This is a genomic window from Rhodococcus sp. 06-156-4, assembly GCF_002259345.1.
GTDB classification, from domain to species: Bacteria; Actinomycetota; Actinomycetes; order Mycobacteriales; family Mycobacteriaceae; genus Rhodococcoides; species Rhodococcoides fascians_E.
In genome coordinates this window covers 485,540-508,996 of the sequence record NZ_NPGB01000018.1, presented here as the reverse complement: position 1 = coordinate 508,996, position 23,457 = coordinate 485,540, and the positions used below count along the sequence as shown (strand labels likewise).

General features: G+C 64.2%; 23 protein-coding genes. 4 read left to right on the top strand and 19 right to left on the bottom strand.

All coding sequences use genetic code 11. The features are described 5' to 3' along the window. Positions 1 to 38: 38 nt before the first annotated feature. The gene (locus tag CH290_RS13145; protein ID WP_230594250.1) at positions 39 to 1,319 is read left to right on the top strand and encodes a M16 family metallopeptidase; all 1,281 of its coding nucleotides are present in this window, start codon (positions 39 to 41) and stop codon (positions 1,317 to 1,319) included. On the opposite strand, the gene CH290_RS13140 is transcribed toward CH290_RS13145, so the two are convergent. Further along, complete coding sequence (locus tag CH290_RS13140) at positions 1,283 to 1,906, bottom strand: TetR/AcrR family transcriptional regulator (protein ID WP_033189608.1); 624 nt, start codon at positions 1,904 to 1,906, stop codon at positions 1,283 to 1,285. The genes CH290_RS13145 and CH290_RS13140 overlap by 37 nt on opposite strands. Positions 1,907 to 1,984: 78 nt before the next feature. Here CH290_RS13140 and CH290_RS13135 point away from each other — a divergent pair, with 78 nt between their 5' ends. Beyond that, positions 1,985 to 2,656 (top strand): lysophospholipid acyltransferase family protein, encoded by a 672-nt coding sequence (locus tag CH290_RS13135; RefSeq protein WP_033189609.1) that lies wholly within the window; start codon positions 1,985 to 1,987, stop codon positions 2,654 to 2,656. On the opposite strand, the gene CH290_RS13130 is transcribed toward CH290_RS13135, so the two are convergent. The 5 genes from CH290_RS13130 to CH290_RS13115 form a co-directional block, all read right to left on the bottom strand. Beyond that, complete coding sequence (locus CH290_RS13130; RefSeq protein WP_026347621.1) at positions 2,643 to 3,380, bottom strand: polyprenol monophosphomannose synthase; 738 nt, start codon at positions 3,378 to 3,380, stop codon at positions 2,643 to 2,645. The two genes, CH290_RS13135 and CH290_RS13130, sit on opposite strands and share 14 nt — an antisense overlap. 123 nt (positions 3,381 to 3,503) lie before the next feature. After that, on the bottom strand, positions 3,504 to 4,289 hold the full coding sequence (locus CH290_RS13125; protein WP_033189610.1) for a 2-phosphosulfolactate phosphatase: 786 nt from the start codon (positions 4,287 to 4,289) through the stop codon (positions 3,504 to 3,506). Then, entirely contained in the window at positions 4,286 to 4,462 is a 177-nt protein-coding gene (locus CH290_RS30265; protein WP_019664168.1) for a hypothetical protein, read from the bottom strand. The genes CH290_RS13125 and CH290_RS30265 overlap by 4 nt, the downstream gene beginning before the upstream one ends. A gap of 15 nt (positions 4,463 to 4,477) precedes the next feature. Next, positions 4,478 to 5,563, bottom strand: a complete 1,086-nt coding sequence (locus tag CH290_RS13120; protein ID WP_033189611.1) for a GGDEF domain-containing protein — start codon at positions 5,561 to 5,563, stop codon at positions 4,478 to 4,480. Between the two features lie 104 nt (positions 5,564 to 5,667). Further along, complete coding sequence (locus tag CH290_RS13115; RefSeq protein ID WP_052083181.1) at positions 5,668 to 6,675, bottom strand: endonuclease/exonuclease/phosphatase family protein; 1,008 nt, start codon at positions 6,673 to 6,675, stop codon at positions 5,668 to 5,670. Positions 6,676 to 6,817: 142 nt separating this feature from the next. Here CH290_RS13115 and CH290_RS13110 point away from each other — a divergent pair, with 142 nt between their 5' ends. Both CH290_RS13110 and CH290_RS13105 read left to right on the top strand, forming a co-directional pair. Next, positions 6,818 to 8,281: a sugar porter family MFS transporter gene (locus tag CH290_RS13110; RefSeq protein WP_033189612.1), complete on the top strand. Its 1,464-nt coding sequence runs from the start codon at positions 6,818 to 6,820 to the stop codon at positions 8,279 to 8,281. Between the two features lie 29 nt (positions 8,282 to 8,310). Beyond that, positions 8,311 to 8,667 carry a universal stress protein gene (locus tag CH290_RS13105; RefSeq protein WP_033189613.1) on the top strand — a complete coding sequence of 119 codons (357 nt, stop codon included), beginning with the start codon at positions 8,311 to 8,313 and terminating at the stop codon, positions 8,665 to 8,667. Positions 8,668 to 8,670: 3 nt separating this feature from the next. Here CH290_RS13105 and nuoN read toward each other — a convergent pair whose 3' ends face one another. Genes nuoN through CH290_RS13040 form a run of 13 tightly spaced genes read right to left on the bottom strand, consistent with a single transcriptional unit; the run spans position 8,671 to position 23,424 of the window. Continuing rightward, on the bottom strand, positions 8,671 to 10,248 hold the full coding sequence (nuoN, locus tag CH290_RS13100; RefSeq protein WP_033189614.1) for an NADH-quinone oxidoreductase subunit NuoN: 1,578 nt from the start codon (positions 10,246 to 10,248) through the stop codon (positions 8,671 to 8,673). Next, positions 10,245 to 11,771, bottom strand: a complete 1,527-nt coding sequence (locus tag CH290_RS13095) for an NADH-quinone oxidoreductase subunit M (protein ID WP_033189615.1) — start codon at positions 11,769 to 11,771, stop codon at positions 10,245 to 10,247. The genes nuoN and CH290_RS13095 overlap by 4 nt, the downstream gene beginning before the upstream one ends. Further along, a complete protein-coding gene (gene nuoL / locus CH290_RS13090) occupies positions 11,765 to 13,645 on the bottom strand; it encodes an NADH-quinone oxidoreductase subunit L (RefSeq protein WP_033189616.1) in 1,881 nt (626 codons plus the stop codon). The genes CH290_RS13095 and nuoL overlap by 7 nt, the downstream gene beginning before the upstream one ends. Before the next feature lies 1 nt (position 13,646). Next, positions 13,647 to 13,946: an NADH-quinone oxidoreductase subunit NuoK gene (gene nuoK / locus CH290_RS13085; RefSeq protein ID WP_020110242.1), complete on the bottom strand. Its 300-nt coding sequence runs from the start codon at positions 13,944 to 13,946 to the stop codon at positions 13,647 to 13,649. After that, positions 13,943 to 14,662 carry an NADH-quinone oxidoreductase subunit J gene (locus CH290_RS13080; protein ID WP_019664159.1) on the bottom strand — a complete coding sequence of 240 codons (720 nt, stop codon included), beginning with the start codon at positions 14,660 to 14,662 and terminating at the stop codon, positions 13,943 to 13,945. The genes nuoK and CH290_RS13080 overlap by 4 nt, the downstream gene beginning before the upstream one ends. Continuing rightward, positions 14,659 to 15,162: an NADH-quinone oxidoreductase subunit NuoI gene (gene nuoI / locus CH290_RS13075; RefSeq protein ID WP_019664158.1), complete on the bottom strand. Its 504-nt coding sequence runs from the start codon at positions 15,160 to 15,162 to the stop codon at positions 14,659 to 14,661. Before nuoI ends, CH290_RS13080 begins: the two co-directional genes overlap by 4 nt. Then, the gene (gene nuoH / locus CH290_RS13070; protein ID WP_019664157.1) at positions 15,155 to 16,405 is read right to left on the bottom strand and encodes an NADH-quinone oxidoreductase subunit NuoH; all 1,251 of its coding nucleotides are present in this window, start codon (positions 16,403 to 16,405) and stop codon (positions 15,155 to 15,157) included. The genes nuoI and nuoH overlap by 8 nt, the downstream gene beginning before the upstream one ends. Next, entirely contained in the window at positions 16,402 to 18,750 is a 2,349-nt protein-coding gene (locus CH290_RS13065) for an NADH-quinone oxidoreductase subunit G (RefSeq protein ID WP_033189617.1), read from the bottom strand. Before CH290_RS13065 ends, nuoH begins: the two co-directional genes overlap by 4 nt. Then, positions 18,747 to 20,060, bottom strand: coding sequence for an NADH-quinone oxidoreductase subunit NuoF (gene nuoF / locus CH290_RS13060; protein ID WP_033189618.1), 1,314 nt, complete (start codon positions 20,058 to 20,060; stop codon positions 18,747 to 18,749). The genes CH290_RS13065 and nuoF overlap by 4 nt, the downstream gene beginning before the upstream one ends. Before the next feature lies 1 nt (position 20,061). Then, positions 20,062 to 20,889, bottom strand: a complete 828-nt coding sequence (gene nuoE, locus CH290_RS13055) for an NADH-quinone oxidoreductase subunit NuoE (protein ID WP_033189619.1) — start codon at positions 20,887 to 20,889, stop codon at positions 20,062 to 20,064. Next, positions 20,886 to 22,217, bottom strand: a complete 1,332-nt coding sequence (nuoD, locus tag CH290_RS13050; protein WP_019664153.1) for an NADH dehydrogenase (quinone) subunit D — start codon at positions 22,215 to 22,217, stop codon at positions 20,886 to 20,888. Before nuoD ends, nuoE begins: the two co-directional genes overlap by 4 nt. Beyond that, positions 22,217 to 22,873 carry an NADH-quinone oxidoreductase subunit C gene (locus CH290_RS13045; protein WP_033189620.1) on the bottom strand — a complete coding sequence of 219 codons (657 nt, stop codon included), beginning with the start codon at positions 22,871 to 22,873 and terminating at the stop codon, positions 22,217 to 22,219. Before CH290_RS13045 ends, nuoD begins: the two co-directional genes overlap by 1 nt. Next, positions 22,870 to 23,424 carry a NuoB/complex I 20 kDa subunit family protein gene (locus CH290_RS13040; RefSeq protein WP_019664151.1) on the bottom strand — a complete coding sequence of 185 codons (555 nt, stop codon included), beginning with the start codon at positions 23,422 to 23,424 and terminating at the stop codon, positions 22,870 to 22,872. Before CH290_RS13040 ends, CH290_RS13045 begins: the two co-directional genes overlap by 4 nt. Between the last annotated feature and the right edge of the window lie 33 nt (positions 23,425 to 23,457).

Below are 23,457 nucleotides of genomic sequence, written 5' to 3'. Positions count from 1 at the left end.
CGTACCGTTCTGCCGTTTCGGATCCCGCCGGGCAGAACCTGGGTGTCGAACGCACCACTCTGCCCGGTGGTCTTCGTGTGGTCACCGAGTTCGTGCCGGGAGTTCGGTCGGCGTCGGTCGGTGTATGGGTGGGCGTGGGTTCGCGGGACGAGGGTCCGTCGGTGGCCGGTGCCGCTCATTTCCTGGAGCATCTGCTGTTCAAGTCGACGCCGACGCGGAGTGCGTTGCAGATCGCTCAGGTCATGGACGGGGTCGGCGGTGAACTGAACGCGTTCACCTCGAAAGAGAGCACGTGCTTCTACGCTCACGTCCTCGACGACGATCTCGGTTTGGCAATCGACCTCGTCAGTGATGTCGTCCTCCGCGGGCGTTGTCGTGCAAGTGATGTCGACGTCGAGCGTCAGGTCGTTCTCGAGGAGATCTCGATGCGCGACGACGATCCGGAGGATCTCCTCGGTGATCTGTTCATCGAGGCGATGTTCGGTGATCATCCGCTCGGCCGGCCCGTCATCGGGACCGTGGAATCCATCGAGGACATGACGCGCGCTCAGCTGCGTTCCTTCCACACGCGTCGGTACACACCGGAGCGGATGGTCGTGGCGGTGGCGGGCAACGTCGATCACCGCCAGGCGGTGGCGTTGGTCAAACGCGCATTCGCGGGTCATCTGCACAAGGGCGTCAAGCCTGCTCCCCGGCGCGACGGTCTGGCGAGACTTCGTCATCGTCCCGAACTTCGTTTCGAACGACGAGACAGCGAACAGGCTCATCTGTCGCTCGGTGTGCGCGCGTTCGGTAGGCACGAGGGACACCGGTGGGCGCTGTCCGTACTCAATGCGGCTGTGGGAGGCGGGCTCTCGTCGCGCCTGTTCCAGGAGATCCGTGAAGAGCGCGGGCTGGCCTATTCGGTCTACTCGTCGGTGGACACCTTCTCCGATTCCGGGGCCTTCTCGGTGTACGCCGGGTGTCAGCCCGAGAACCTCGCCGAGGTGACGACGGTGGTGCGTGAGGTTCTCGCGCAGGTCGCCTCCGACGGCATCACCGAGGAGGAGTGCGCGCGAGCGAAGGGCTCGTTGCGCGGCGGACTCGTCCTCGGGCTGGAGGATTCGGGGTCACGGATGAACCGGATAGGCCGCAGCGAGCTCAATTACGGCAATCATCGGGACATCTCGGAGACCCTGGCCCGGATCGATCAGGTGACCGTGAGCGAGGTGCGCGACGTGGCTCGGGTCCTGTTGTCCCGGCCTTTCGGTGCTGCGGTGGTCGGCCCGTACACGAGCGTCCGTCAGCTGCCCGCGTCGGTGAAATCCATAGCCGGCTGATTCTCGTCGGCTCGGATGGCGTCGCTTCGGCGTGCGTCGACGATCGACTCGACCGCTGCATTCACCAGAGCGGTCGAGTCGACCTCGGTGACCACCGACAGTGCGGTCGTCGAGCTCAGCGAAGCGATTCCGTGGACCGCCGTCCAAACCTGTACTGCTCGGACGTGAGCGTCGGTGCCTGCCAACGGTTCGACGAGGTCGGTGACGAACGCGAACAGCGGCAACGACGTTCCGCGAAGATGCATTCCCGAGTTCGCGAGAACGTCGTGACGGAACACGAGTGCGAACATGGCGGGTCGTTCGACGGCGTAGCGCACATAGGCGAGGGCCGCGGCCTTCAATCGCGGCGCGGGGTCGGTGTTGGCGCCTACTTCGAGCTCGATTCTCCGGCGGAGGTCGTGCAGGCCCCGCTGCGCTACGGCGGCGTGCAGAGCTGCGAGGGTCGGGAAGTAGCGCCGTGGTGCGCCGTGCGACAGTCCCGCGGCCCGTGCGACGGATCGGACCGTCACCCCTGAAATTCCTTCGGTCTCCAACAGCGTCTCCGCCGCGTCGATCAAACGCGCGGCGGGCGTTTCGTGCCCGTCCATAGTAGACAGTGTCTACTATGGACGGAGACGATGTCCATGACTCGTTGTTTTCGGCAGACTCGAGGGAGTGCACCGCTCATGTGGTACTGGATGTTCAAATACGTTCTGATCGGCCCTGTTCTGCGATTGCTGGGGAGACCACGCATCGAGGGCATGGAGCATCTGCCGCAGTCCGGCCCCGTCATTCTTGCGGGTAACCACCTGACGGTGGTCGACTCGTTTTTCCTGGTGTTGGTCGTCAGGCGCAGAATCCGTTTCATCGCCAAGAGCGAGTACTTCTCGGGATCGGGCCTCAAGGGTCGGGTGCTGTGCTGGTTCTACACGAGTGCAGGTCAGGTCCCCGTCGACCGCTCCGGTGCAGGGGCGGGCGATCCAGCCCTGGCTGCAGCACGAAAAATACTTGCCGACAACGGAATATGGGCCATCTACCCCGAAGGGACGAGGTCTCCGGACGGCAGGCTGTACAAGGGGAAGACAGGAATGGCGAGAGTTGCGCTGGAATCCGGGGCGCCCGTCGTTCCCGTGGTCATGTTCGGTACCGAGAAATTCAATCCGGTCGGCAGCAAGATGTGGCGACCGGCGAAGATCGTCGTGAAGTTCGGCGCGCCCATCGACTTCGCTCGATACCGAGAGCACGCGGGCAACCACGCCGTCGTGCGGTCCGCGACGGACGAGGTGATGTACTCGCTGATGGAGCTCTCGGGCCAGGAGTACGTCGACGCCTACGCGGCGAAGGTCAAGGCCGCCTGACTCCGAAGAGCAACTTCCACGGTACGGCTGCGGATTCGAGCTGCACGGCGAGGCTCATCTTGGATTCGCCGTCGTTGCGTTCCTCGAAGCGAATGGGGACCTCGGCGATCTTCAAGCCGCGTCGGACGGTGCGGTGGTTCATCTCTACCTGGAACGCATAGCCGTTGCTCTCGACCGACTTCACGTCGATCGCCCGCAGCGTCGCAGCGTGCCAGGCTTTGAAGCCCGCGGTCGCGTCCTTGACCTTCAACCGAAGAATCGCGTTGACGTAGAAGTTGGCCCATGCAGACAGTGCCTTCCGATGCCAGGGCCAATCGCTGGCCACGGCGCCGCCGGGGACGTAGCGCGAACCCAGTACGACGGCTGCGTCCGTCGTCGTGAGCGTGCGCACCATCGTGGGGATGACGTCGGCGGGGTGGGACAGGTCCGCGTCCATCTGGACGACGATGTCCGCGCCGTCGTCGAGTGCGCGGCTCATGCCGGCCACGTACGCCCGGCCGAGCCCGTTCTTCTCGGTGCGGTGCAGAACCGTCACCGGCAGAGGCCCTGTCTCGGCGAGTTCGTCGGCGAGCTTGCCCGTGCCGTCGGGGGAGTTGTCGTCGACCACGAGCACATGAAGGTTCTCGAGTTCCAGACCGGCGAGAAGCTCGACGAGCTTCGGGAGGTTCTCGCGTTCGTTGTACGTGGGTACGACAACGGTCGTCTTCGGGGCGACGTTCGGAATGCTCACGCTCGTATGATCCGTGATCGGGTATCAAAGACCAAATAACGGACAGCCTCGTGTCCGCATGTCGCCGACGTTTTCGCAGTTCCGGGGCTCGAGCGGGACAGCGGAATGTTGCGCCGGTCACACAGCGTCGTCGTGCGATGCCGCGTCGACGAACATTCCTGACGTCAGTACGGGCACGGATTGCGAGGAGCCGACTTCCGCAGCGATCGTGACGTCGATCTCGTACCCCGAGTCGATCAGTTCGCGTCCTGACGCCGATTCGGCCAGAGCGTGGGGGAGCCGACCGGACACGGCCTTCCACGCGTCGCGGGCCATCTCTGCCTCCGGCGACAGACTGCAGTCCGGGCGCCTGTCGGCCAGTTCCGCGAGGAGGAATCCGGCTCCCCACAGGTCCTCGACGCTCGGTCGCAGGGCACCGTTCGGCCAGTGTTCTCCGGCAGCGATCACCGCAACGACGGCGTCGGTATCTGTGGTCGCGGCGATCCACTGCGCCGAAGCCGGTGCGTTGCGAAGCGAGACCCCGGTACAGACAGGTACTTCCGAAGCCAGCTGCGCGGATATCGTCGACCCGTTCGGCGACGGCAGCACGAGCCGGTGTGGCGGCGTCCCCGATCGGAGCGTGGCCGGGGACAAGCTGATGTCGCCCGGGCCCGCATCGCGCCGCCGTACCGCCATGACGGCACCGGTGCGGCGCGCGTACTCGGTGGCCGAATCCTGCCCGACGGCCCAGGGCACCACCGCGGTACCGGCATCGGCGGCGACGGTCAACGTGGTGGTGAACGACAGAACGTCGACGACGACGGCAACGTCCGCTCCGGAAGCGATTGCCGATGCACCCGAGGTGCCCCAGTCGAACCGAACCGTCGACGCGAACTGTCGATGCGCGCGGTCCGGTTCGGTCACGGAGTCGACACCTCCGAGGACGCAGGAGTGTCGTACGGCGATGGACCTTCCGGTGGTCCGAGGAGGTGGCGAACCAGAAGGGTGGCTCCCAGAGCGAGAAGTGCGACGACGACGATGACAGCCACGACAGCCGCCAATCTCCGTGGGCCTCCGAAGAGATCGTTGGAACTCATTCGCTCATGATGCCATCAGGAACCGGTCCTGATGTCACCGTCGTAGACGTCGATCTCCACCGAGTTGCCGCCGTGGCTCTTGGCTCGGTACATCGCGGTGTCGGCGCTGTCGAGCAACTCGTCGAGTAGTTCGGGGACGGCCTGGATCGCGATCTCCCGATAGTGGATTCCGATGCTCGTGGTGGTCACGCCTGCGGAATTGCAGGCCGGAATCGCATTGCGCAGCGCTTCGGCCGCCCGGGACATCTCCGACAGCGGTCCGGCGGAGACCACGACGAATTCCTCACCGCCGGTGCGAGCGGTCACGGCCGGCAGAGGGAAATTCGCGTTGATGGCCTGGGCTGTCTTTCGCAGAACATCGTCGCCGAAGCTGTGACCGAATCCGTCGTTGACCGCCTTGAAGTTGTCCAGATCTGCGACGAGGACCGCGACGCCCGCTGCTCCGTCGGCCATCACACCGACAGCCGAGTCGAGTCCGCGACGGTTCCGCAGGCCGGTCAACGGGTCGAAGTGTGCGACGGCGGCATCCCTCTTGAGGAACGTCAGGTACGCCTGAGTGAGGATCGGGGACGACACCAGAACCATGACGAGAACGATGAGATACGCCGTCATCTGCGCGAAGTCGGCGTCGGAGTAGGAGATCGCCAGGGCGTACAGACCGGCGCAGGTGCACAATGCCCATACCTGGTGTGCGACGAATACAGTCGTGTCGTGGTACGCCGAGACGTACTGGCCCATGACGCCGAACAATGCTGCACACAGCAGTGCGACCGGTCTGTCGTCGATGCTGAACAAAACGCTGGCGACGCCGATCTCGGCGAACGCGACGAAGAGCAAGGAGTGTCGGTACGCCGGCCACGGTCCGCGTATCCAGAGGCAACCGACGACCATCGAGCTGACCCCGAAGGTTCCGATCACGGCGATGTCCACATGGTCGGAGACGATCGGCGTCGCAATCGCGAGCAGGCAGATCAGCCCGTAGAACCAGCAGCACAATCCGATTGCGACGCGGCTCTGGCGGAGGATCGGATGGCTCTGCGAGTAGGCGACGTTCCACACGTAGTCGGTCCGTTGCGACCACCACTCGTGCAGCGAACTCATTTCAAGGACCTCTACATCCCGTACATGACCGACCCGCAGATAGTTGACAGTTTATCTAATCAGACGACGATACTGATCGGTTCGAAACGGCGATACGACCACGATCATTGCAGTCGAATCTCGGCGATCAGTCCATGATGATCCGACCCGACGATCGCAATCCGTTCCAGTGCGGTGGCAAGTGCGCCGCGGGTGAGGACGTGGTCGATGCCGACGACTGGCGGATACGACTTGTCCGTGGGGTAGGTCGGAATCAAGCCGCTACCCGTGGCATCCGCAGCGTCCTCGTACCCGGCGTCGAGGATGTGCCTGAACTTGCTGTGAGATCTGGTGGAGTTGAAGTCACCGCTGACGATCACGGTGGTCATCGAAGTGACTGTCGACACCTCGGATCGGATCATGTCCATCTCCGATGCCCACAGTGGCGTCGGCGATGGATAAGGCGGCACCGGATGGACCGAGTAAACGCGGACGGGGTCGTCGGTACCGACGTCCAGATCGACCGCCAGGTTGGACAGAGTGAATACCGGGAGCTCGCGCTCTCCGGAGATCGGGAATCGACTGAAGATGCCGGTACCTCCGCCGCCGCCCGGGGTCGGCCTGGTGTAGCGGTACGGGAGCAGCTCGGCGATCCCGGCGGCGTCGAGCGCGCTCTCTGCGTCGAACGTCAGTTCTTGTGCGGTGAAGACGTCGATGTCGTGTGATCGGACGAGGTCCAGCACGTTGCCCGAATCGGCCAGCCCGAGCATCAGGTTGGCTTGCAGCACGTCGATGTCCTGCCCCTGGCCGGGTGTGTCGGCGTCCGCTCGGTCGCTCGCGATGTACACGGGCGCGAGCAGTGCCGACGCCGTCACCGCGACGACGGTCGATGCCGTTGCCAGGATCCAGCGTCGGGACACCGCGGCAACGGCGATACCGAGCAAGGAGAACGCCATGAGGATCGGCGCGAACGACGCCAGCCCCACCACGTACCTGTTCTGCGTGTCGCTGAAGTAGGCGACGACGCCCGTCGCACCGATCAGTACGCAGCAGGCGGCAACGAGAACCGCGGCTACTCGCCAACCCCGAGAACGACGAGCTGATCGAGCAGAATTTGCCGTTTGATGTTGCACATCAGAAGCGTAACCGCGAATAAAAGTCGACCCGGTCCGCCCAGGTCGGATCGATTCAGTGAGGAGGTGTCCCACGGAGGGAACTTGTGATCCAGTTCTCAGCAAGCTAGAAATATGTAAAGACATAAGTACAAGGAATCGGATGCGTGCTCAGGATCCGTCCTCCGCGCGCACACAAGATTGGATCGAGATGACCCGTAGTGACGGATCGACCGGTGCAGTTCTTCCACCGGACACAGTAGGAACACACAGTCATCGGCTAGGCATCATCGCGGTGATTGCGACGTTCGGTGGCTTGCTCTTCGGATACGACACCGGAGTGATCAACGGAGCGCTCGAACCGCTGCGTGACGACTTGTCGCTCACCTCGTTCACGGAGGGGTTCGTCGTCAGTATTCTCATCTTCGGTGCGGCTATCGGCGCACTGGTGGGCGGGCGCCTGTCCGACAGATTCGGCCGACGCCACAACATCATCATGCTCGCTCTGGTCTTCATGGTCGGAACGCTCGGGTGCGTGCTGTCACCGAGCTGGGAGATCTTGGCCGTGTTCCGCTTCGTACTCGGCCTCGCTGTCGGTGGCGCATCGGCGACGGTGCCCGTCTACCTGTCGGAGATTTCCCCCGTGGAGCGGCGCGGTTCGTTGGTCACGCGCAACGAGGTCATGATCGTCAGCGGGCAGTTCGCAGCCTTCGTGATCAACGCGATCATCTTCAACATCTGGGGTGAGCACGAGTCCGTCTGGCGCTTCATGCTTCTCGTTGCGGTAGCTCCCGCAATCGTGCTTTTCTTCGGAATGCTGCGCATGCCCGAAAGCCCGCGTTGGCTCGTTCTTCAGGGGCGCGAGGACGAGGCCCTGGAAGTACTCAGGCAGGTTCGGTCGGAAGAACGCGCACAGGCCGAGATGGCCGAGGTGCACCGACTCGCCGAGGAAGAGAAACTGGCGAAGACCGGTGGTGTCACGGATCTGTCCGTCCGCTGGATTCGTCGATTGATCTACATCGGCGTCGGACTCGGTGTCGCCAACCAGATCACCGGTATCAACTCGGTGATGTACTACGGAACCCAATTGTTGAGCGATGCCGGGTTCTCGTCCAGCGCAGCAATCATCGCGAACACCCTCAACGGATTGTTCAGTGTTCTCGGAATCACGGTCGGCATATTTCTGATGAACAAGGTCAACCGGCGGACCATGCTGATCGCGGGCTTCTCGCTGACTACAACGTTCCACCTTCTCGTCGGCTTGTCCGCGCTTCTACTGCCGGACGGCACGGTCAAGGCATACTTCATTCTGGTGTTCGTCGTCCTGTTCGTGTTCTGCATGCAGGGAACCATCGGACCTCTGGCGTGGTTGATGCTCGCGGAGATCTTCCCCCTGAAGATTCGCAGTTTCGCGATCGGCCTGTGTGTCTTCGCGCTGTGGATTGCGAACGCGGCCATTGCGCTGTTGTTCCCGCCGGTCGTAGCAGCCTTCGGGATTGCGGCCACGTTCTTCATCTTCGTCGGTCTCGGTGTGATCGCGCTCATCTTCTGCATCACTCAGGTGCCGGAGACGCGCGGCCAGACGCTCGAAGAACTGGAAACCCGGTTCCGCAAGGAATACTCCTAGAGGTTCGCAACACCGAGAGAGGTTATTTCATGTCAGTTCTGGTTGCAGTGACCGACAACCCCGAGGGCATCCATTCACTGTCCGCCGCGGCGGACGAGGCGGCGCTTCTCGCCACCGATCTGATCGCGGTCAACCTGACGCTGGGAAAGCTCGACCTCTCCGTGCTTCCGGAAGACTGCAAGGTCACCGTCGTCGAACGTGAGGGTCGTGAGGACCGCGACCCTGTCGCCGCCGTTCTCGACGAGTTGGAAGTGTTCCCCGACGTCACGCGTCTGGTGATCGGAATAAGGAAGCGCAGCCGGGTCGGAAAGGCCCTGCTCGGCAGTGTCAGTCAGCGTCTGCTGCTGACCTCGCCGGTCTCGGTCCTGGCGGTCAAGGCGCCGTAGGACTCACCAGACCGCCGCGCCCGCGGCGAGATCCAGCAGCGGTTGTGGAAACACACCGAAAACGACAGTCGTGACGACGCCGAAGCCGATGGCCACGGCTGTTGCGACACCCGGAGTGACGACGGTGGGACTCCCACCGTCGTCACTGTCGTTCGTGGGGGCCACGGGCTCGGCGAAGAACATGAGAACGATGACGCGGACGTAGAAGATCGCGGCGATGGCACTACTGAGCACCCCGACGACGACGAGGGCGGTCGCGCCGCTGCCGGCCGCAGCCTGGAAAACTGCGAACTTACCGACGAATCCAGCCGTCAGCGGGATCCCCGCGAACGACAACAGCAGCAACGCGAAGACGGTGGCGATCGCGGGGGAGCGACGACCGATGCCGGCCCATCGCGCCAGTTCGGTCACCTCGCCGTTGCCGTCGCGCACGACGGTGACGACGGCGAATGCCGAGACTGTGCTGAACCCGTAGACGAACAGATAGAACATCGTCGCGGACAACCCGTCGGCGTCCAGAGCGACGACGCCCGTGAGAATGAAGCCGGTGTGGGTGATCGACGAGTACGCGAGCATCCGTTTGATGTCGGTCTGAGTGACCGCGAGCAGAGCGCCCACCAGCATCGTGACGATCGCGACGGCCCACAGCGCCGGTCGCCAGTCGTCGCGCAGGTCCGGCAGTGCGATGTAGAACAGGCGGAGCATGGCACCGAACGCGGCGATCTTCGTCGCGGCGGCCATGAAGGCGGTGATCGGAGTCGGTGCACCCTGATACACGTCGGGAATCCACGAATGAAACGGAATCGCACCGACTTTGAACAGTAGGCCGACACCGACGAGTGCAGTACCGAGCACGGCCAGCACGTCGTTGCCGTCGCCGAGAGCAATGGCAGCACCGATGGGGCCGAGCTCGAGCGAGCCTGCGTACCCGTACAGCATCGCGGTACCGAACAGGAAGAACGCCGACGAGAACGCGCCGAGCAAGAAGTACTTCATCGCGGCTTCCTGCGACAGCAGCCTGCGCCGACGGGCCAACCCGCACATCAGGTACAGCGGCAGCGAGAACACCTCGAGGGCAACGAACATCGTGAGCAGATCGTTCGACGCGGGAAACAGCAGAAGGCCGCCGATCGCGAACATCGTCAGCGGGAACACCTCCGTCTGCGCCGCGCCTGCCTGGCCTGCCTGGCGTTCGGACAGACTTCCGGGAACGGTGGAGGCCTGCGGGGCGAAGGAGTCCACCCGGGTGCGTTCGAGTGAGCGTTCCCCGACCATGAGCAACGAGGGCACGGCTACGAGCAGGAGGGTGCCCTGGAGGAACAGTGAGGGTCCGTCGACCACGACCGAGCCCATCACGGCCCGGGTGCCGGGGGAGCTGGAGCCGGACACGGCCAGGACGACGACCGCTACCAGCGACCCCGTCGTCGCAATCAGGGCGAGGGTCGTCTGGATGCGGCGACGGGCGGCACTCGGTGCGAACGCTTCGACGAGTACGCCGAGAACAGCTGCAGCGAAGACGATCAGCATCGGTGACAGAACGCTGTACTCGATGCTCGGCGCGGTCAGGACGGAGTCGTTCATCGGGGTCCCTCCGGCACTTCGGCCACGTTGTCGATGCCCTGCACGGTGGTCACTGTCGACTGCACAGCAGGAGAAACGATGTCCAGCAGGGGCTTCGGGTACACGCCCAGTACGACGAGCAGCACGATGAGCGGGCCCATCACGGCGAGTTCACGCGGTACGAGATCCTTCATTCCGTCGTTCTCGGCGCGGCGTGGTCCCGTCATGACCCGTTGGTACAGCCACAGGATGTAGATCGCGGACAGCACGAGCGCGATCGATGCCACGACGGCAGCGACGTGATACTTCGCGAACGTGCCCATCAGTACCAGGAATTCGCTGACGAACGGTGCGAGCCCCGGAAGCGACAGAGTGGCCAGACCGGCGACGAGGAAGGTGCCGGCCAGCACCGGTGCGACCTTCTGGACGCCACCGTAGTGCGAGATGACGCGGGTGCCGCGACGCGAGACCAGGAAACCGGCAACGAGAAACAGTGCTGCCGTGGAGATTCCGTGATTGACCATGTACAACGCGGAACCGGCCTGGCCTTGGCTGGTCATGGCGAAGATTCCCAGAATGATGAAGCCGAAGTGCGAGATCGACGTGTACGCGATCAAACGCATCACGTCGGTCTGCGCGATCGCCAGTACGGCGCCGTAGACGATGCCCACGACCGCGAGAGTGACGATGACCGGCGCGAAGTACGACGACGACTCGGGGAAGAGTTGCAAACAATAGCGAAGCATCGCGAACGTGCCCACCTTGTCCACGACGGCCATCATCAGAACGGCTGTGGCAGGGGTGGATTCGACGGCGGCATCGGGTAGCCACGAGTGGAACGGCCACAGGGGTGCCTTGACGGCGAAAGCGAACATGAACCCGAGGAACAACGCGTTCAGAACTCCGGGGGTGACGCCGAGGTCGCCGCGAGCAGCGGTGTCGGCGATCTCACGGAACGAGAAGGTTCCCGCCACGACGTACAGTCCGATGACCGCAGCGAGCATCACCAGACCGCCGACGAGGTTGTACAACAGGAATTTCACGGCCGCGGCGGCGCGTCCCGGTCCGCCGAATCCTCCGATGAGGAAGTACATCGGGATCAACATGGCCTCGAAGAAGACGTAGAACAGCAACACGTCGAGGGCGCAGAAGGACATCAGGACCATCGACTCGACGATCAGAATCGATGCGACATAGACGTGCGTGGACTGCCCGACGCGCGGGTCGTTCCATCCGGCTACCAGCAGGATCGGAAGCAGGACCGTGGTCAGCAGGACGAGCACCAGAGCGATGCCGTCGATTCCCAGCTCGTATCGAGCTCCGAACGACTCGATCCACCAGTGGGATTCGACGAACTGGAATTCGTCACCGGACGGATCGAAGCCGGCGAACAACACCACTGCGACCGCCAGGGTCAGCAGCGAGGTCGCGAGCGCGCACACCTTCGCGAGCTGTGGCCTCGTACGAGGCAAAATCAGGGTCAGGACAGCACCTGCCACCGGAAGCAGCCACAACACGGTCAGCCACGGAAGAGTAGTCACCACACCATCACCGCCACCATCATCGCGAGGACTACCGCCGTACCGGCCAGCATCGTCAGAGCGTACGAGCGCACGTACCCGGTCTGCGTGCCACGAATGCGAGCGGACAGCGACGTCAGCCCGCCCGCAAGAGTGCGGGTTCCGCCCTCGACGGCGACGTCGTCGAAACGCTGCGCGGCCTCGGCCAGCTTCAGACCCGGTCGCATCAGAAACGCTTCGTTGACGGCGTCTCCGTACAGGTCGACTCGTGCGGCAGTCGTCAGCGCAGTGACGGGTGTCGGCGCGATCGGTGGTACGGGAGTTCTCGCGTAGCGGCGATACGCGAGCCCGACGCCGACGGCCACGACCGTCAGTGCCATCACGGTCACCAGCCACGCGGGTACGACGTGCGCTTCCTCGGCCTCGCCGACGGCCGGTTCCAGCCAGTGCGTCAGCGCGCCACCGACGGTGAACAGGGCCCCTGCCGCAACCGAACCCACCGCCAGAACGATCATCGGCACGGTCATGGTCGACGGCGACTCGTGTGGGTGCGCGCCGGGCTCCCAGCGCTTCTCGCCGAAGAAGGTCATCACCATGACTCGGGTCATGTAGAACGCGGTCAGGCCTGCACCGAGGAGCGTGACGATTCCGAGCACGGCACCCTGCACTCCACCGGCACCGAACGCGACTTCGATGATCTTGTCCTTGGCGAAGAAACCCGAGAACGGGGGAACACCGATGATCGCGAGGTAACCCAGACCGAAGGTGACGAACGTGACGGGCATGACGGTTCTCAAGGCGCCGAACTTGCGCATGTTCACTTCGTCGTTCATGCCGTGCATCACCGAACCGGCACCGAGAAAGAGTCCGGCCTTGAAGAATCCGTGGGCGAGAAGCAGCATGATCGCGAATGCGTAGCCGGACGGACCGAGGCCGGCAGCGAGAACCATGTAGCCGATCTGGCTCATCGTCGACGCGGCCAGCGCTTTCTTGATGTCGTCCTTCGCGCAACCGATGACGGCCCCGTACAGCAGTGTCACGGCACCGACGACGATCACCGCGGTCTGCGCGGCGGGGGCTGCTTCGAAGACGGGTCCGGATCGGACGATCAGATACACCCCGGCGGTCACCATCGTCGCCGCGTGGATCAACGCCGACACCGGCGTCGGGCCTTCCATGGCGTCACCGAGCCACGACTGCAGCGGCACCTGGGCCGACTTTCCACACGCTGCGAGGAGCAGGACGAAGCCCAGTGCGGTGAGTGTTCCGCTGGACGCAGTCTCGGTACCGGAGAAGACGTCCGTGAACGAGACGCTTCCGAAGTTCGCGAACATGATCATCAACGCGACCATCAGTCCGATGTCTCCGACACGGTTGACGACGAAGGCCTTCTTCGCCGCCGTCGCCGCCGACGGTTTGTACTGCCAGAACCCGATCAGCAGGTAGGACGCCAGACCCACCCCTTCCCAGCCGACGTACAGTCCGAGGAAATTGTCGGCTGTCACCAGGAGGAGCATCGCGGCGAGGAAGAGGTTCAGGTACGCGAAGAACCGTCGCCGGTCCGGGTCCTCCGCCATGTACCCGATGGAGTAGACGTGAATGAGCGTGCCGACACCGGTGATCAGAAGTACGAAGCACATGGACAGTTGATCCAGGCGAAAGCCGAAGTCCACCTGCAACTGTTCGACGGGAACCCAGCTGAACAGCGTGGTGGTCACGGCCCTGTCGTCTGCAGCCCGGCCCAGCATGTCGACGAAGAGGACCACGGCGAATCCGAAGGATATCGCGGCCATGACGGTTCCGAGCGCGTGTCCCCATCGATCGGTTCGCCGGCCTCCGACGAGCAGCACGACAGCGCCGAGCAGCGGCAGCGCCGGCAACAGCCAGATGGCGTCCATGTCAGTTCTTCAGCAGGTTGGCGTCGTCGACCGAGGCCGAGCGGCGGGCACGGAAGATGGTCATGATGATCGCGAGGCCGACGACCACCTCGGCTGCAGCCACCACCATGGTGAAGAACGCGAAGACCTGGCCTTCGAGATTGCCGTGCATCCGGGCGAACGTCACGAATGCGAGGTTGGCGGCGTTGAGCATGAGCTCGATGCACATGAACACGACGATCGCGTTGCGGCGCAACAGAACACCCGCCGCACCGATCGTGAAGAGGAGGACCGACAGATACAGGTAGTTCTCGGGATTCACATCTCACCGTCCCGGTGACCGCGGTGCATCGGGTTGACGGACAGCTCCGACGGTGACCCGTCGGGCAGACGCGCGGGCCAGTCGACGGCGTTGTGCCGGGCATACACTCCGGGACTCGGCATCGGCGTGACGTGAGTGCCGTCGCGGAAGCGCTGCTCGGACAGCTCGCGCTGACCTTGCCGCTCGGTGAACCGCTCACGGTGGGCGAGGATCATCGCGCCGACCGTGGCGATGATCAGCAGCGCACCGGTGAGTTCGAACGCCCAGAGGTAGCGAACGAAGATGAGCTCGGCGAGGCCTTCGACGTTGCCGCCCGCATTGGCGGCGTCGAGTCCGACGAAGTCCGGTCGCCCGCTCTCCACCGATGCGTTGCCGATCGCACCGATGACGACGAGCCCGAAGCCGATGCCTGCGGCGATCGCGGCAGGCCGTTGACCTTTCAGCGTTTCGGTCAACGAGTCCGCCGAGTCCACCCCGACGAGCATCAACACGAACAGGAACAGCATCATCACCGCGCCGGTGTAGACGACGACTTGTACGACGCCGAGGAACACCGCGCCCTGCGCGATGTAGAACACGGCCAGGATGATCATCGTGACCGCGAGGAACAGAGCCGAGTACACGGCTTTGGTGGCGCAGACCATCGCGATCGCACCCAGTACCGCCAATCCGCCCAGCAGCCAGAACTGGACGGCCTCGGCGGTTCCGGTGCTCATCGGATCGTCCCTCGGTAGTAGTCGGCCGCAGTCGTGTTCTCGGCCATGGGATGTGGCGCGGGTTCCATGCCCGGTTCCATCGGCGCGAGGAGGCGGTCCTTCTCGTAGATGAGGTCGGCGCGGTTGTCGTCGGCCAACTCGTACTCGTTGGTCATGGTCAACGCGCGCGTCGGGCAGGCTTCGATGCACAGCCCGCATCCGATGCAGCGGAGATAGTTGATCTGATAGACCTGCCCGTATCTCTCACCGGGGGACCAGCGCTCCTCGTCGGTGTTGTCCGCGCCCTCGACGTAGATTGCATCCGCCGGGCACGCCCAAGCACACAGCTCGCACCCGATGCACTTCTCGAGGCCATCGGGGTAACGATTGAGCTGGTGCCTGCCGTGGTAACGCTGAGCGGTCGGTACCTTGTCCTCGGGATAGAACTCCGTCACCGGCTTCTTGAACATCGTCGAGAACGTGACACCGAAACCTGCCACCGGACCGAGAAATTCAGGCATCGCTGCGCTCCTTCACTGGTGTCGGCAGTGTCTGTCCCGGCATCGGTGGGACGGGGAAACCGCCGGCGAACGGATCGAACGGTTCGTCGTGCGTGGACGGTGGGGACGGCTCGTCCGGCTCGCGGTGCAACCGGCGCCGGACGAAGACCGCTACCGACAGAGCCACGACGGCGCTGACGACGACCAGCGCGACAGCCAGTGATCCGTATCCTTCGATGCGGAACGCGCGGACGGTGGCCACGAGCATTATCCAGATCAACGAGATCGGGATCAGAACCTTCCAGCCGAGATTCATGAACTGGTCGTAGCGCAGTCGCGGCAACGTGCTTCGCAGCCAGATGAAGACGAACAGGAAGAGCCACACCTTCAGCGTGAACCACAGAACCGGCCACCACCCGGCATTCGCGCCGTCCCACAGGCTGATCGGGAACGGTGCATGCCATCCGCCGAGGAACAGTGTTGTCGCGAGTGCGGACACCGTGACCATGTTGACGTACTCGGCGAGCATGAACATCGCGAAGTTCAGGGAGGAGTACTCGGTGTGGAATCCGCCGACCAGCTCACCCTCGGCCTCGGGAAGGTCGAAGGGAGCGCGGTTGGTTTCACCCACCATGGACGTCAGATAGATCGCGAACGACGGGAACAGCAGAAAGATGTACCACGTGTTCGACTGTGCGGCAACGATTCCGGATGTCGACATGGTGCCCGCGTACAGGAAAACCGCGGTGAAGGACAAGCCCATCGCGATCTCGTACGAGATGACCTGCGCGGTGGATCTCAACCCTCCGAGCAACGGGTACGTCGAACCCGACGCCCACCCGGCGAGCACGATTCCGTACACACCGACGGATGTGACAGCAAGGATGTACAGGACTCCGACCGGAAAGTCCGTCAGCTGCAGGGCAGTCCGGTGGCCGAGGATCGACACTTCGGGTCCGAAGGGAATCACGGCGAAGGCCATGAACGCGGGCACCGTCGCGATCACCGGAGCCAGAAGGTAGATCGGTTTGTCGACGCCCTTGGGGACGATCCCTTCCTTCAGCGCCAGCTTCACGCCGTCGGCGAGGCTCTGGAGCATTCCGCCCGGCCCTACTCGGTTCGGTCCGACGCGGTTCTGCATACGCGCCATGACCTTCCGTTCGACGAGAATGCAGACGAGCGGTGTCAGGATCAGGAAGACGAAGATCGCCAGCGACTTCGCGACCACGAGCCACCACGGGTCCGTCCCGAACGTCCCGCTCACGACGACGCGCCTTCGACACGGACGACGGCGCCGTTGCCTACGCCGAGTGCCGAGTTGACCTCGGACCCGGTCGAGCGCATCGGCAGCCACACCACCCGATCGGGTAGGTCGGTGATCGCCAGCGGGAGGGTGATCGATCCCCCGCCCGACGACACCGTCACCGCATCACCTTCGGAGACGCCTATCTCTGCCGCCGTGCCGGGGGACAGCCGCACCACCGGGGTGCGAGCGGTACCGGCGAGATGCGGTTCACCGTCCTGCATGCGGCCGGCATCCAGCAGCATTCTCCAGGTGGCGAGAACGGCTTCGCCGGCGCTCGGTGTCGGGGTCGGAGATGGATCGTGGCTCGGCGCTGGGGGAGGCGCGCCCGTCCAGGATCCCAGCCTGTCGATCTCGCTGCGCGTGCTCTGGACGTCGGGAAGGCCGATGGGCGCGTTCATCTGGGCGGCGAGTGCATGGAGTACCCGGCCGTCGGTCAGCGACCGCGAATCGGGAATCGCTGCCTCGAAGGAACGCGAGCGGCCTTCCCAGTCCAGATAGGTCCCTGCCTTCTCGGTCACCGGAGCGACCGGGAACACCACGTCCGCATGTTCGGTGACGCTGCTGTGGCGGATCTCGAGGCTGACCACGAACGATGCGCTGTTCAGCGCCGCTGCTGCGGCGGCGGGGTCGGGCAGGTCCGCGAGCTCGACGCCGCCGACCACGAGTGCGCCGCCCGACCTCGCCGAGCCGAGGATTCCCGTCGTGTCCAGCCCGTCGGAGTCGGGCACTGCAGTCGTGCCCCAGAACTCGGCGAGGTCCGTTCGCGCGCCTGCGTCGCCGACAGGTCGCCCACCGGGAAGAAGGGTCGGCAGCGCTCCCATGTCGAGCGCACCACGATCGCCTGCCCGTCGAGGAATCCAGGCCAGGGCAGCACCGGTTTCCTGCGATGCGGCGACGACCGCCGTGTAGCCGCCAGCAGTGTCCGCCACTCGTTCGCCGACCAGAATCACACTGCCCTCGGGCAGATCTCCGAGGTCGGCGAGCGCCGCGGGCTCCTGGCCGGGCACACAGGAAATCAACGACGCGCCCAGCTTGCACGTCCCGGCCGACAGGAACGGCGCGACGGCCTTCACCTTCTGACCCTTCGTGCGGACGGCTTTGCGCAGTCTGAGGAAGACGATGGGCGATTCTTCCTCGGGCTCGAATCCGACCAGGACCACTGCGGGAGCGTTCTCGAGTCGCGCGTAGGTGACGTTCGTGTCGGCGCCGGCGACATGCGAGGCGAGGAACTCGGCCTCCTCGATGCTGTGTGCACGAGCACGGAAATCGATGTCGTTCGTGCGCAACGTGACCCGAGTGAACTTCGAATACGCGTAGGCATCCTCCACGGTTGCGCGGCCGCCGACGAGCACGCCCACTCGATCGGCCTTGCTCAGTCCCGCGGCCGCGACTGCCATGGCCTCGGACCACGACGCGGGTTCCAGAGATCCGTCTGCCGTGCGCACGAGCGGAGTGGTCAACCTGTCGGGCTCGGTGGCGTACGTGAACGCCCACCGTCCCTTGTCGCAGTTCCATTCCTCGTTGACGGTAGGGTCGTCTCCCGCCAGGCGGCGCAACACTTTTCCGCGGCGATGATCGGTACGTTGCGCGCACCCGCTGGCGCAGTGCTCGCAGGCGCTCGGAGTCGACACCAGGTCGTAGGGCCGAGCGCGGAATCGGTACGCCGCTCCGGTCAGTGCCCCGACCGGACAGACCTGCACGGTGTTGCCGGAGAAATAGGACTCGAACGGCTCGTTCTCGTAGATGCCGACCTGCTGCAGCGCCCCTCGCTCGACGAGCTCGATGAACGGGTCGCCCGCGATCTGCGAGGAGAATCGAGTGCACCGCGCGCAGAGCACGCAACGCTCGCGGTCCAGCAGCACCTCGGTGGACAGCGGAATCGGTTTCGGATACGTGCGCTTCTCCTCGACGAACCGTGACTCGGACCGGCCTGCCGACATCGCCTGGTTCTGCAGGGGGCACTCGCCGCCCTTGTCGCACACCGGGCAGTCGAGCGGATGATTGATGAGCAACAGCTCCATGACGCCCTTCTGCGCCTTCGCAGCAACCGGCGAGCTCAGCTGAGTGCGAACGATCATGCCGTCGGTCACCATGGTGGTGCACGACGCCAACGGTTTGCGCTGGCCCTCCACCTCGACGAGACATTGGCGGCAGGCCCCCACCGGATCGAGGAGCGGGTGGTCGCAGAACCTGGGAATCTGAATGCCGATCAGCTCCGCGGCACGTATCACCAGGGTGCCTGGAAGGACCTGGATTTCCTGGCCGTCGATGCTGACGGTGACGGTGTCCACCGAGGTGCTCATGACGAAAGCCCTCCCGCTGTCAGTTCGGCGGACATCAGCGTGCTGCGGTGCGGATCGAACGGGCAGGATGCGCCGATGTGCTGTGCGTACTCGTCTCTGAAATGCTTCAGCGACGACGTGATCGGGCTGACTGCGCCGTCGCCGAGGGCACAGAAGGACTTGCCGAGAATGCTGTCCGCGATGTCGAGCAACGTGTCGAGATCCGATTCCGTTCCGCGGCCGGTTTCGAGCCTCTCGTAGATCTGCACGAGCCAGTACGTTCCTTCGCGGCACGGCGTGCATTTGCCGCAGGATTCGTGGGCGTAGAACTCCGTCCATCTCCGTACCGCACGTACGACGCACGTCGTTTCGTCGAATATCTGCAACGCCTTGGTGCCCAGCATGGATCCGGCTGCACCGACGCCCTCGTAGTCCAACGGAACGTCGAGATGCTCGGCAGTGAAGATCGGCGTCGACGACCCGCCTGGCGTCCAGAACTTCAGCGAATGACCCTCGCGCACACCGCCCGCGTAGTCCAGAAGCTCCCGCAGTGTGATGCCGAGCGGAGCCTCGTACTGTCCGGGAGTGCTCACGTGCCCCGACAACGAGTACAGCGTGAAACCCGGGGACTTCTCGCTGCCCATGGACCGGAACCAGTCGACACCGTTGCGCAGAATCGACGGGACGCTCGCGATGGACTCGACGTTGTTGACCACCGTCGGGCACGCGTACAGACCTGCCACCGCAGGAAACGGCGGCCGTAGTCGAGGTTGCCCACGTCGACCCTCCAGCGAGTCCAGCTGAGCCGTCTCCTCGCCGCAGATGTACGCGCCCGCGCCCGCGTGCACCACGACGTCCAGATCGAATCCGCTGCCGAGGATGTCCTTGCCGAGATACCCGGAGGCATAGGCCTCCTCGACTGCAGCCTGAACACGTCGAAGCACGGGGACGACCTCGCCTCGCAGATAGATGTAGGCGCGGTGCGCCCGAATTGCGTACGCCGCGACCACGATTCCCTCGATCAGGACTTGCGGCGTCGCCAGAAGCAACGGCATGTCCTTGCACGTGCCGGGCTCGGACTCGTCGGCGTTGACCACGAGATAGTGCGGCTTGCCGTCACCCTGCGGGATGAAGCTCCACTTCATCCCCGTCGGGAATCCGGCTCCTCCACGGCCCCGAAGTCCCGCGTCCTTGACCGTGGCGATCACGTCGCCCGCGGGCATCTCGAGTGCACGGCGGAGGCCGTCGTAGCCGCCGTGGCGTTCGTAGGTTTCGAGGGTCCATGATTCGGGGTCGTCCCAGTAACTGCTCAGGACAGGGGTCAGCGCCACGTCACGGTCCTTTCTCGGGGGGAACCGGTTCCGTCGGTGCAGGAGCGGGCTTGTCCTTGGTGGTCTCGGCGGCGTTGGCCTGCTCGGAGCCCAACGGGGCGGCTCCACTGTCTCGCACTTCGTCCGCAGTCGGCGCGTTCATTCCGTGCTCGCGAGCGAACCGCAGACCTGCCAGCGTCGGCGCACCCGCACGTCCACCCGCGTGCACGGCGCCGAGCCGCTGGTCGGGGAAACCGGCGAGAATTCGCTCAGTCTCCTGGAACGTGCACAACGATGCACCACGGGTGGGAACCACCTCGGTGTCGGAGCGGAGCGAATCGACCAGTGCACGAGCGGATTCCGGTGTCTGATTGTCGAAGAACTCCCAGTTGACCATGACGACCGGCGCGTAGTCGCACGCCGCATTGCATTCGACGTGCGTGAGGGTCACGGCCGGATCGGCGGGGTCGACGTGTTCGCGCAGAGCGTCCATGATCGCGTCTCCGCCCATCACGGCACACAGAGTGTTGGTGCAGACGCCGACGAGGTAGTCGCCCGTCGGCTCGCGCCGATACATGGAGTAGAAACTCGACACGGCTGTGACTTCGGCACCCGTCAACCCGAGGTGCTCGGCGCAGAATTCGATTCCGGTGGGGGAAACATACCCGTCCTGGGACTGCACGAGGTGGAGCAACGGCAGCAGCGCCGACCGTGCCATCGCCGGGTTCGGCGCGTCCGGAGGCGAGTACCTCGCGATGATCGCCCTGGCGTCCTCGTCGAGGCGGACCCGGACATCGTCCGGGTACGGAGCCGGGCGGGTTCGGAGTCGAAGGTGGACCTTCTCGCTCATCGGTCGACACCGCCCATCACCGGATCGATGCTGGCGACGGCGGCGATGACGTCGGCAACCATCCCGCCCTCGCACGTCGCAGCCACGGCTTGGAGGTTGGTGAACGACGGATCCCGGTAGTGCACCCGGAACGGCCGAGTTCCGCCGTCGCTCACCATGTGCACGCCGAGCTCGCCGCGCGGCGACTCGACGGCAACGTAGACCTGCCCGGCCGGAACGCGGAACCCCTCGGTCACCAGCTTGAAATGGTGGATCAGCGATTCCATCGACGTGTTCATGATGTCCCGGACGTGGTCCGCGGAATTGCCCATTCCGTCGGACCCCACGGACAGGTCGGCCGGCCACGCGATCTTCTTGTCGTCGATCATGATCGGTCCCGGCCGGAGCCGATCGAGGCACTGTTCCACGATCTTCAACGACTCACGCATCTCCGCGACCCGAATGATGTAGCGGCCGTACGCGTCGCACCCGGTGTCGGTGCACACATCGAACTCGTAGTTCTCGTAACCGCAGTACGGCTGCGACACGCGTAGGTCGTGGGGCAGGCCGGTGGACCTGAGCATCGGTCCCGTGATCCCGAGCGCCATGCATCCGGTGAGGTCGAGATAACCGATACCCTTGGTTCGAGCCTTCCAGATCCTGTTGTCGTCCAACATGTTCGACATGTCGGTCAATCCGGACGGCAGTGTCTTCAGAAGGTCGCGTATCTTCTGGATCGCTCCCTCGGGCAAATCCTGCGCCAGACCACCGGGCCTGATGTACGCGTGGTTCATTCTGAGGCCGGTGATGGTTTCGAACACGTCGAGGATCTGTTCTCGTTCGCGGAATCCGAACAGCATCGCAGTCACGGCGCCGAGTTCCATCCCGCCTGTCGCCAGCGCGACGAGGTGCGACGAGATTCTGTTGAGTTCCATCAGCAGAACGCGAATCACGGTCGCGCGCTCGGGAATCTCGTCGGTGATGTCGAGGAGTTTCTCGACACCCAGACAATATGCAGCCTCGTTGAAGAAAGGGGACAGATAATCCATGCGCGTGACGAACGTGACGCCCTGGGTCCAGTTTCGGAACTCGAGGTTCTTCTCGATCCCGGTGTGCAGATAGCCGATCCCGCATCTGGCCTCAGTCACGGTCTCGGCTTCGATCTCCAGAATCAGACGCAGTACACCGTGCGTCGACGGGTGCTGCGGACCCATGTTGACGACGATCCGCTCCTCCGAGGACGTCGACGTGTCGGCGGCTGCCGCCACGATGTCGTCCCAGTCCTGCCCGGACACGGTGAAGGATTTCTCCGGAGGGGCCGACGTGTCGTGGCCTGCTGTGTCCGTCATCAGTTGTACTCCCGCCGTCGATCGGGTGGGGGAATGCTCGCGCCCTTGTACTCGACGGGAATCCCACCCAACGGATAGTCCTTGCGCTGGGGATGACCCACCCAGTCGTCGGGCATCTGAATGCGTGTCAGCGACGGGTGTCCGTCGAACTCGATGCCGAAGAAGTCGAACGTTTCGCGTTCGTGCCAGTCGTTCGTCGGGTAGATACCGACGAGGCTCGGGATGTGCGGATCCGATTCCGGCACCGACACTTCCAGACGAACACGACGGTTGTGGGTGATGGAGAGCAGGGGATAGCACGCGTGAAGTTCCCGGCCGGTGTTCTGTGGATAGTGAACGCCGTTGACGCCCAGGCACATCTCGAACCGTAGCTCGGGACCGTTTCGAAGCGTGCTCGCCACTGCGCGCAGGTGCTCGCGCCGGACGTGCAGGGTCAATTCACTGCGGAAGACTACGACGGATTCGACGGCGGCGTCGAACTCGACACCGAAGTCGTCTCGGAGTGCGGAGGCGAGTTCGTCTGCGACCGAGTCGAAGAATCCTCCGTACGGCCGCTCGGTGCTGCCCTGAACCAGCGGCGGTATCACGAGCCGCCCGTACCCTGAGGTGTCGCCCGTCCCGCGGACGCCGAACATCCCGCGCTTGTCCACCGTCATCGAAGCAGTCCCTTCAGCTCGATCGTCGGCCTGGAGTTCAATGCTGCTTCCTCGGCGGCACGCGCTACCGTCTCTCGGTCGACGCCCAGCGGCATCTCCTGAATTTTCTCGTGCAGTTTCAGGATCGCGTCGAGCAGCATCTCCGGCCGCGGCGGGCAGCCCGGCAGATAGATGTCGACCGGAACGACATGATCGACGCCCTGGACTATGGCGTAGTTGTTGAACATCCCGCCCGAGGATGCGCACACGCCCATTGCCAGAACCCATTTCGGCTCGGCCATCTGGTCGTAGATCTGCCGAAGAACCGGTGCCATCTTCTGGCTGACCCGTCCGGCGACGATCATCAGGTCGGCCTGCCGAGGGGATGCGCGGAACGCCTCCATGCCGAAACGTGCGATGTCGAACCGCCCTGAACTGGTGGCCATCATCTCGATCGCGCAGCACGCGAGTCCGAACGTCGCGGGCCACAGCGAGCCTTTGCGAACGTAGCCGGCGAGCCCCTCCACCGTGCTCAGCAGAAAGCCGCTCGGGAGCTTCTCTTCGAGACCCATGTCGGACCCTTCTTGTTGTTCGGCGCGCGATCG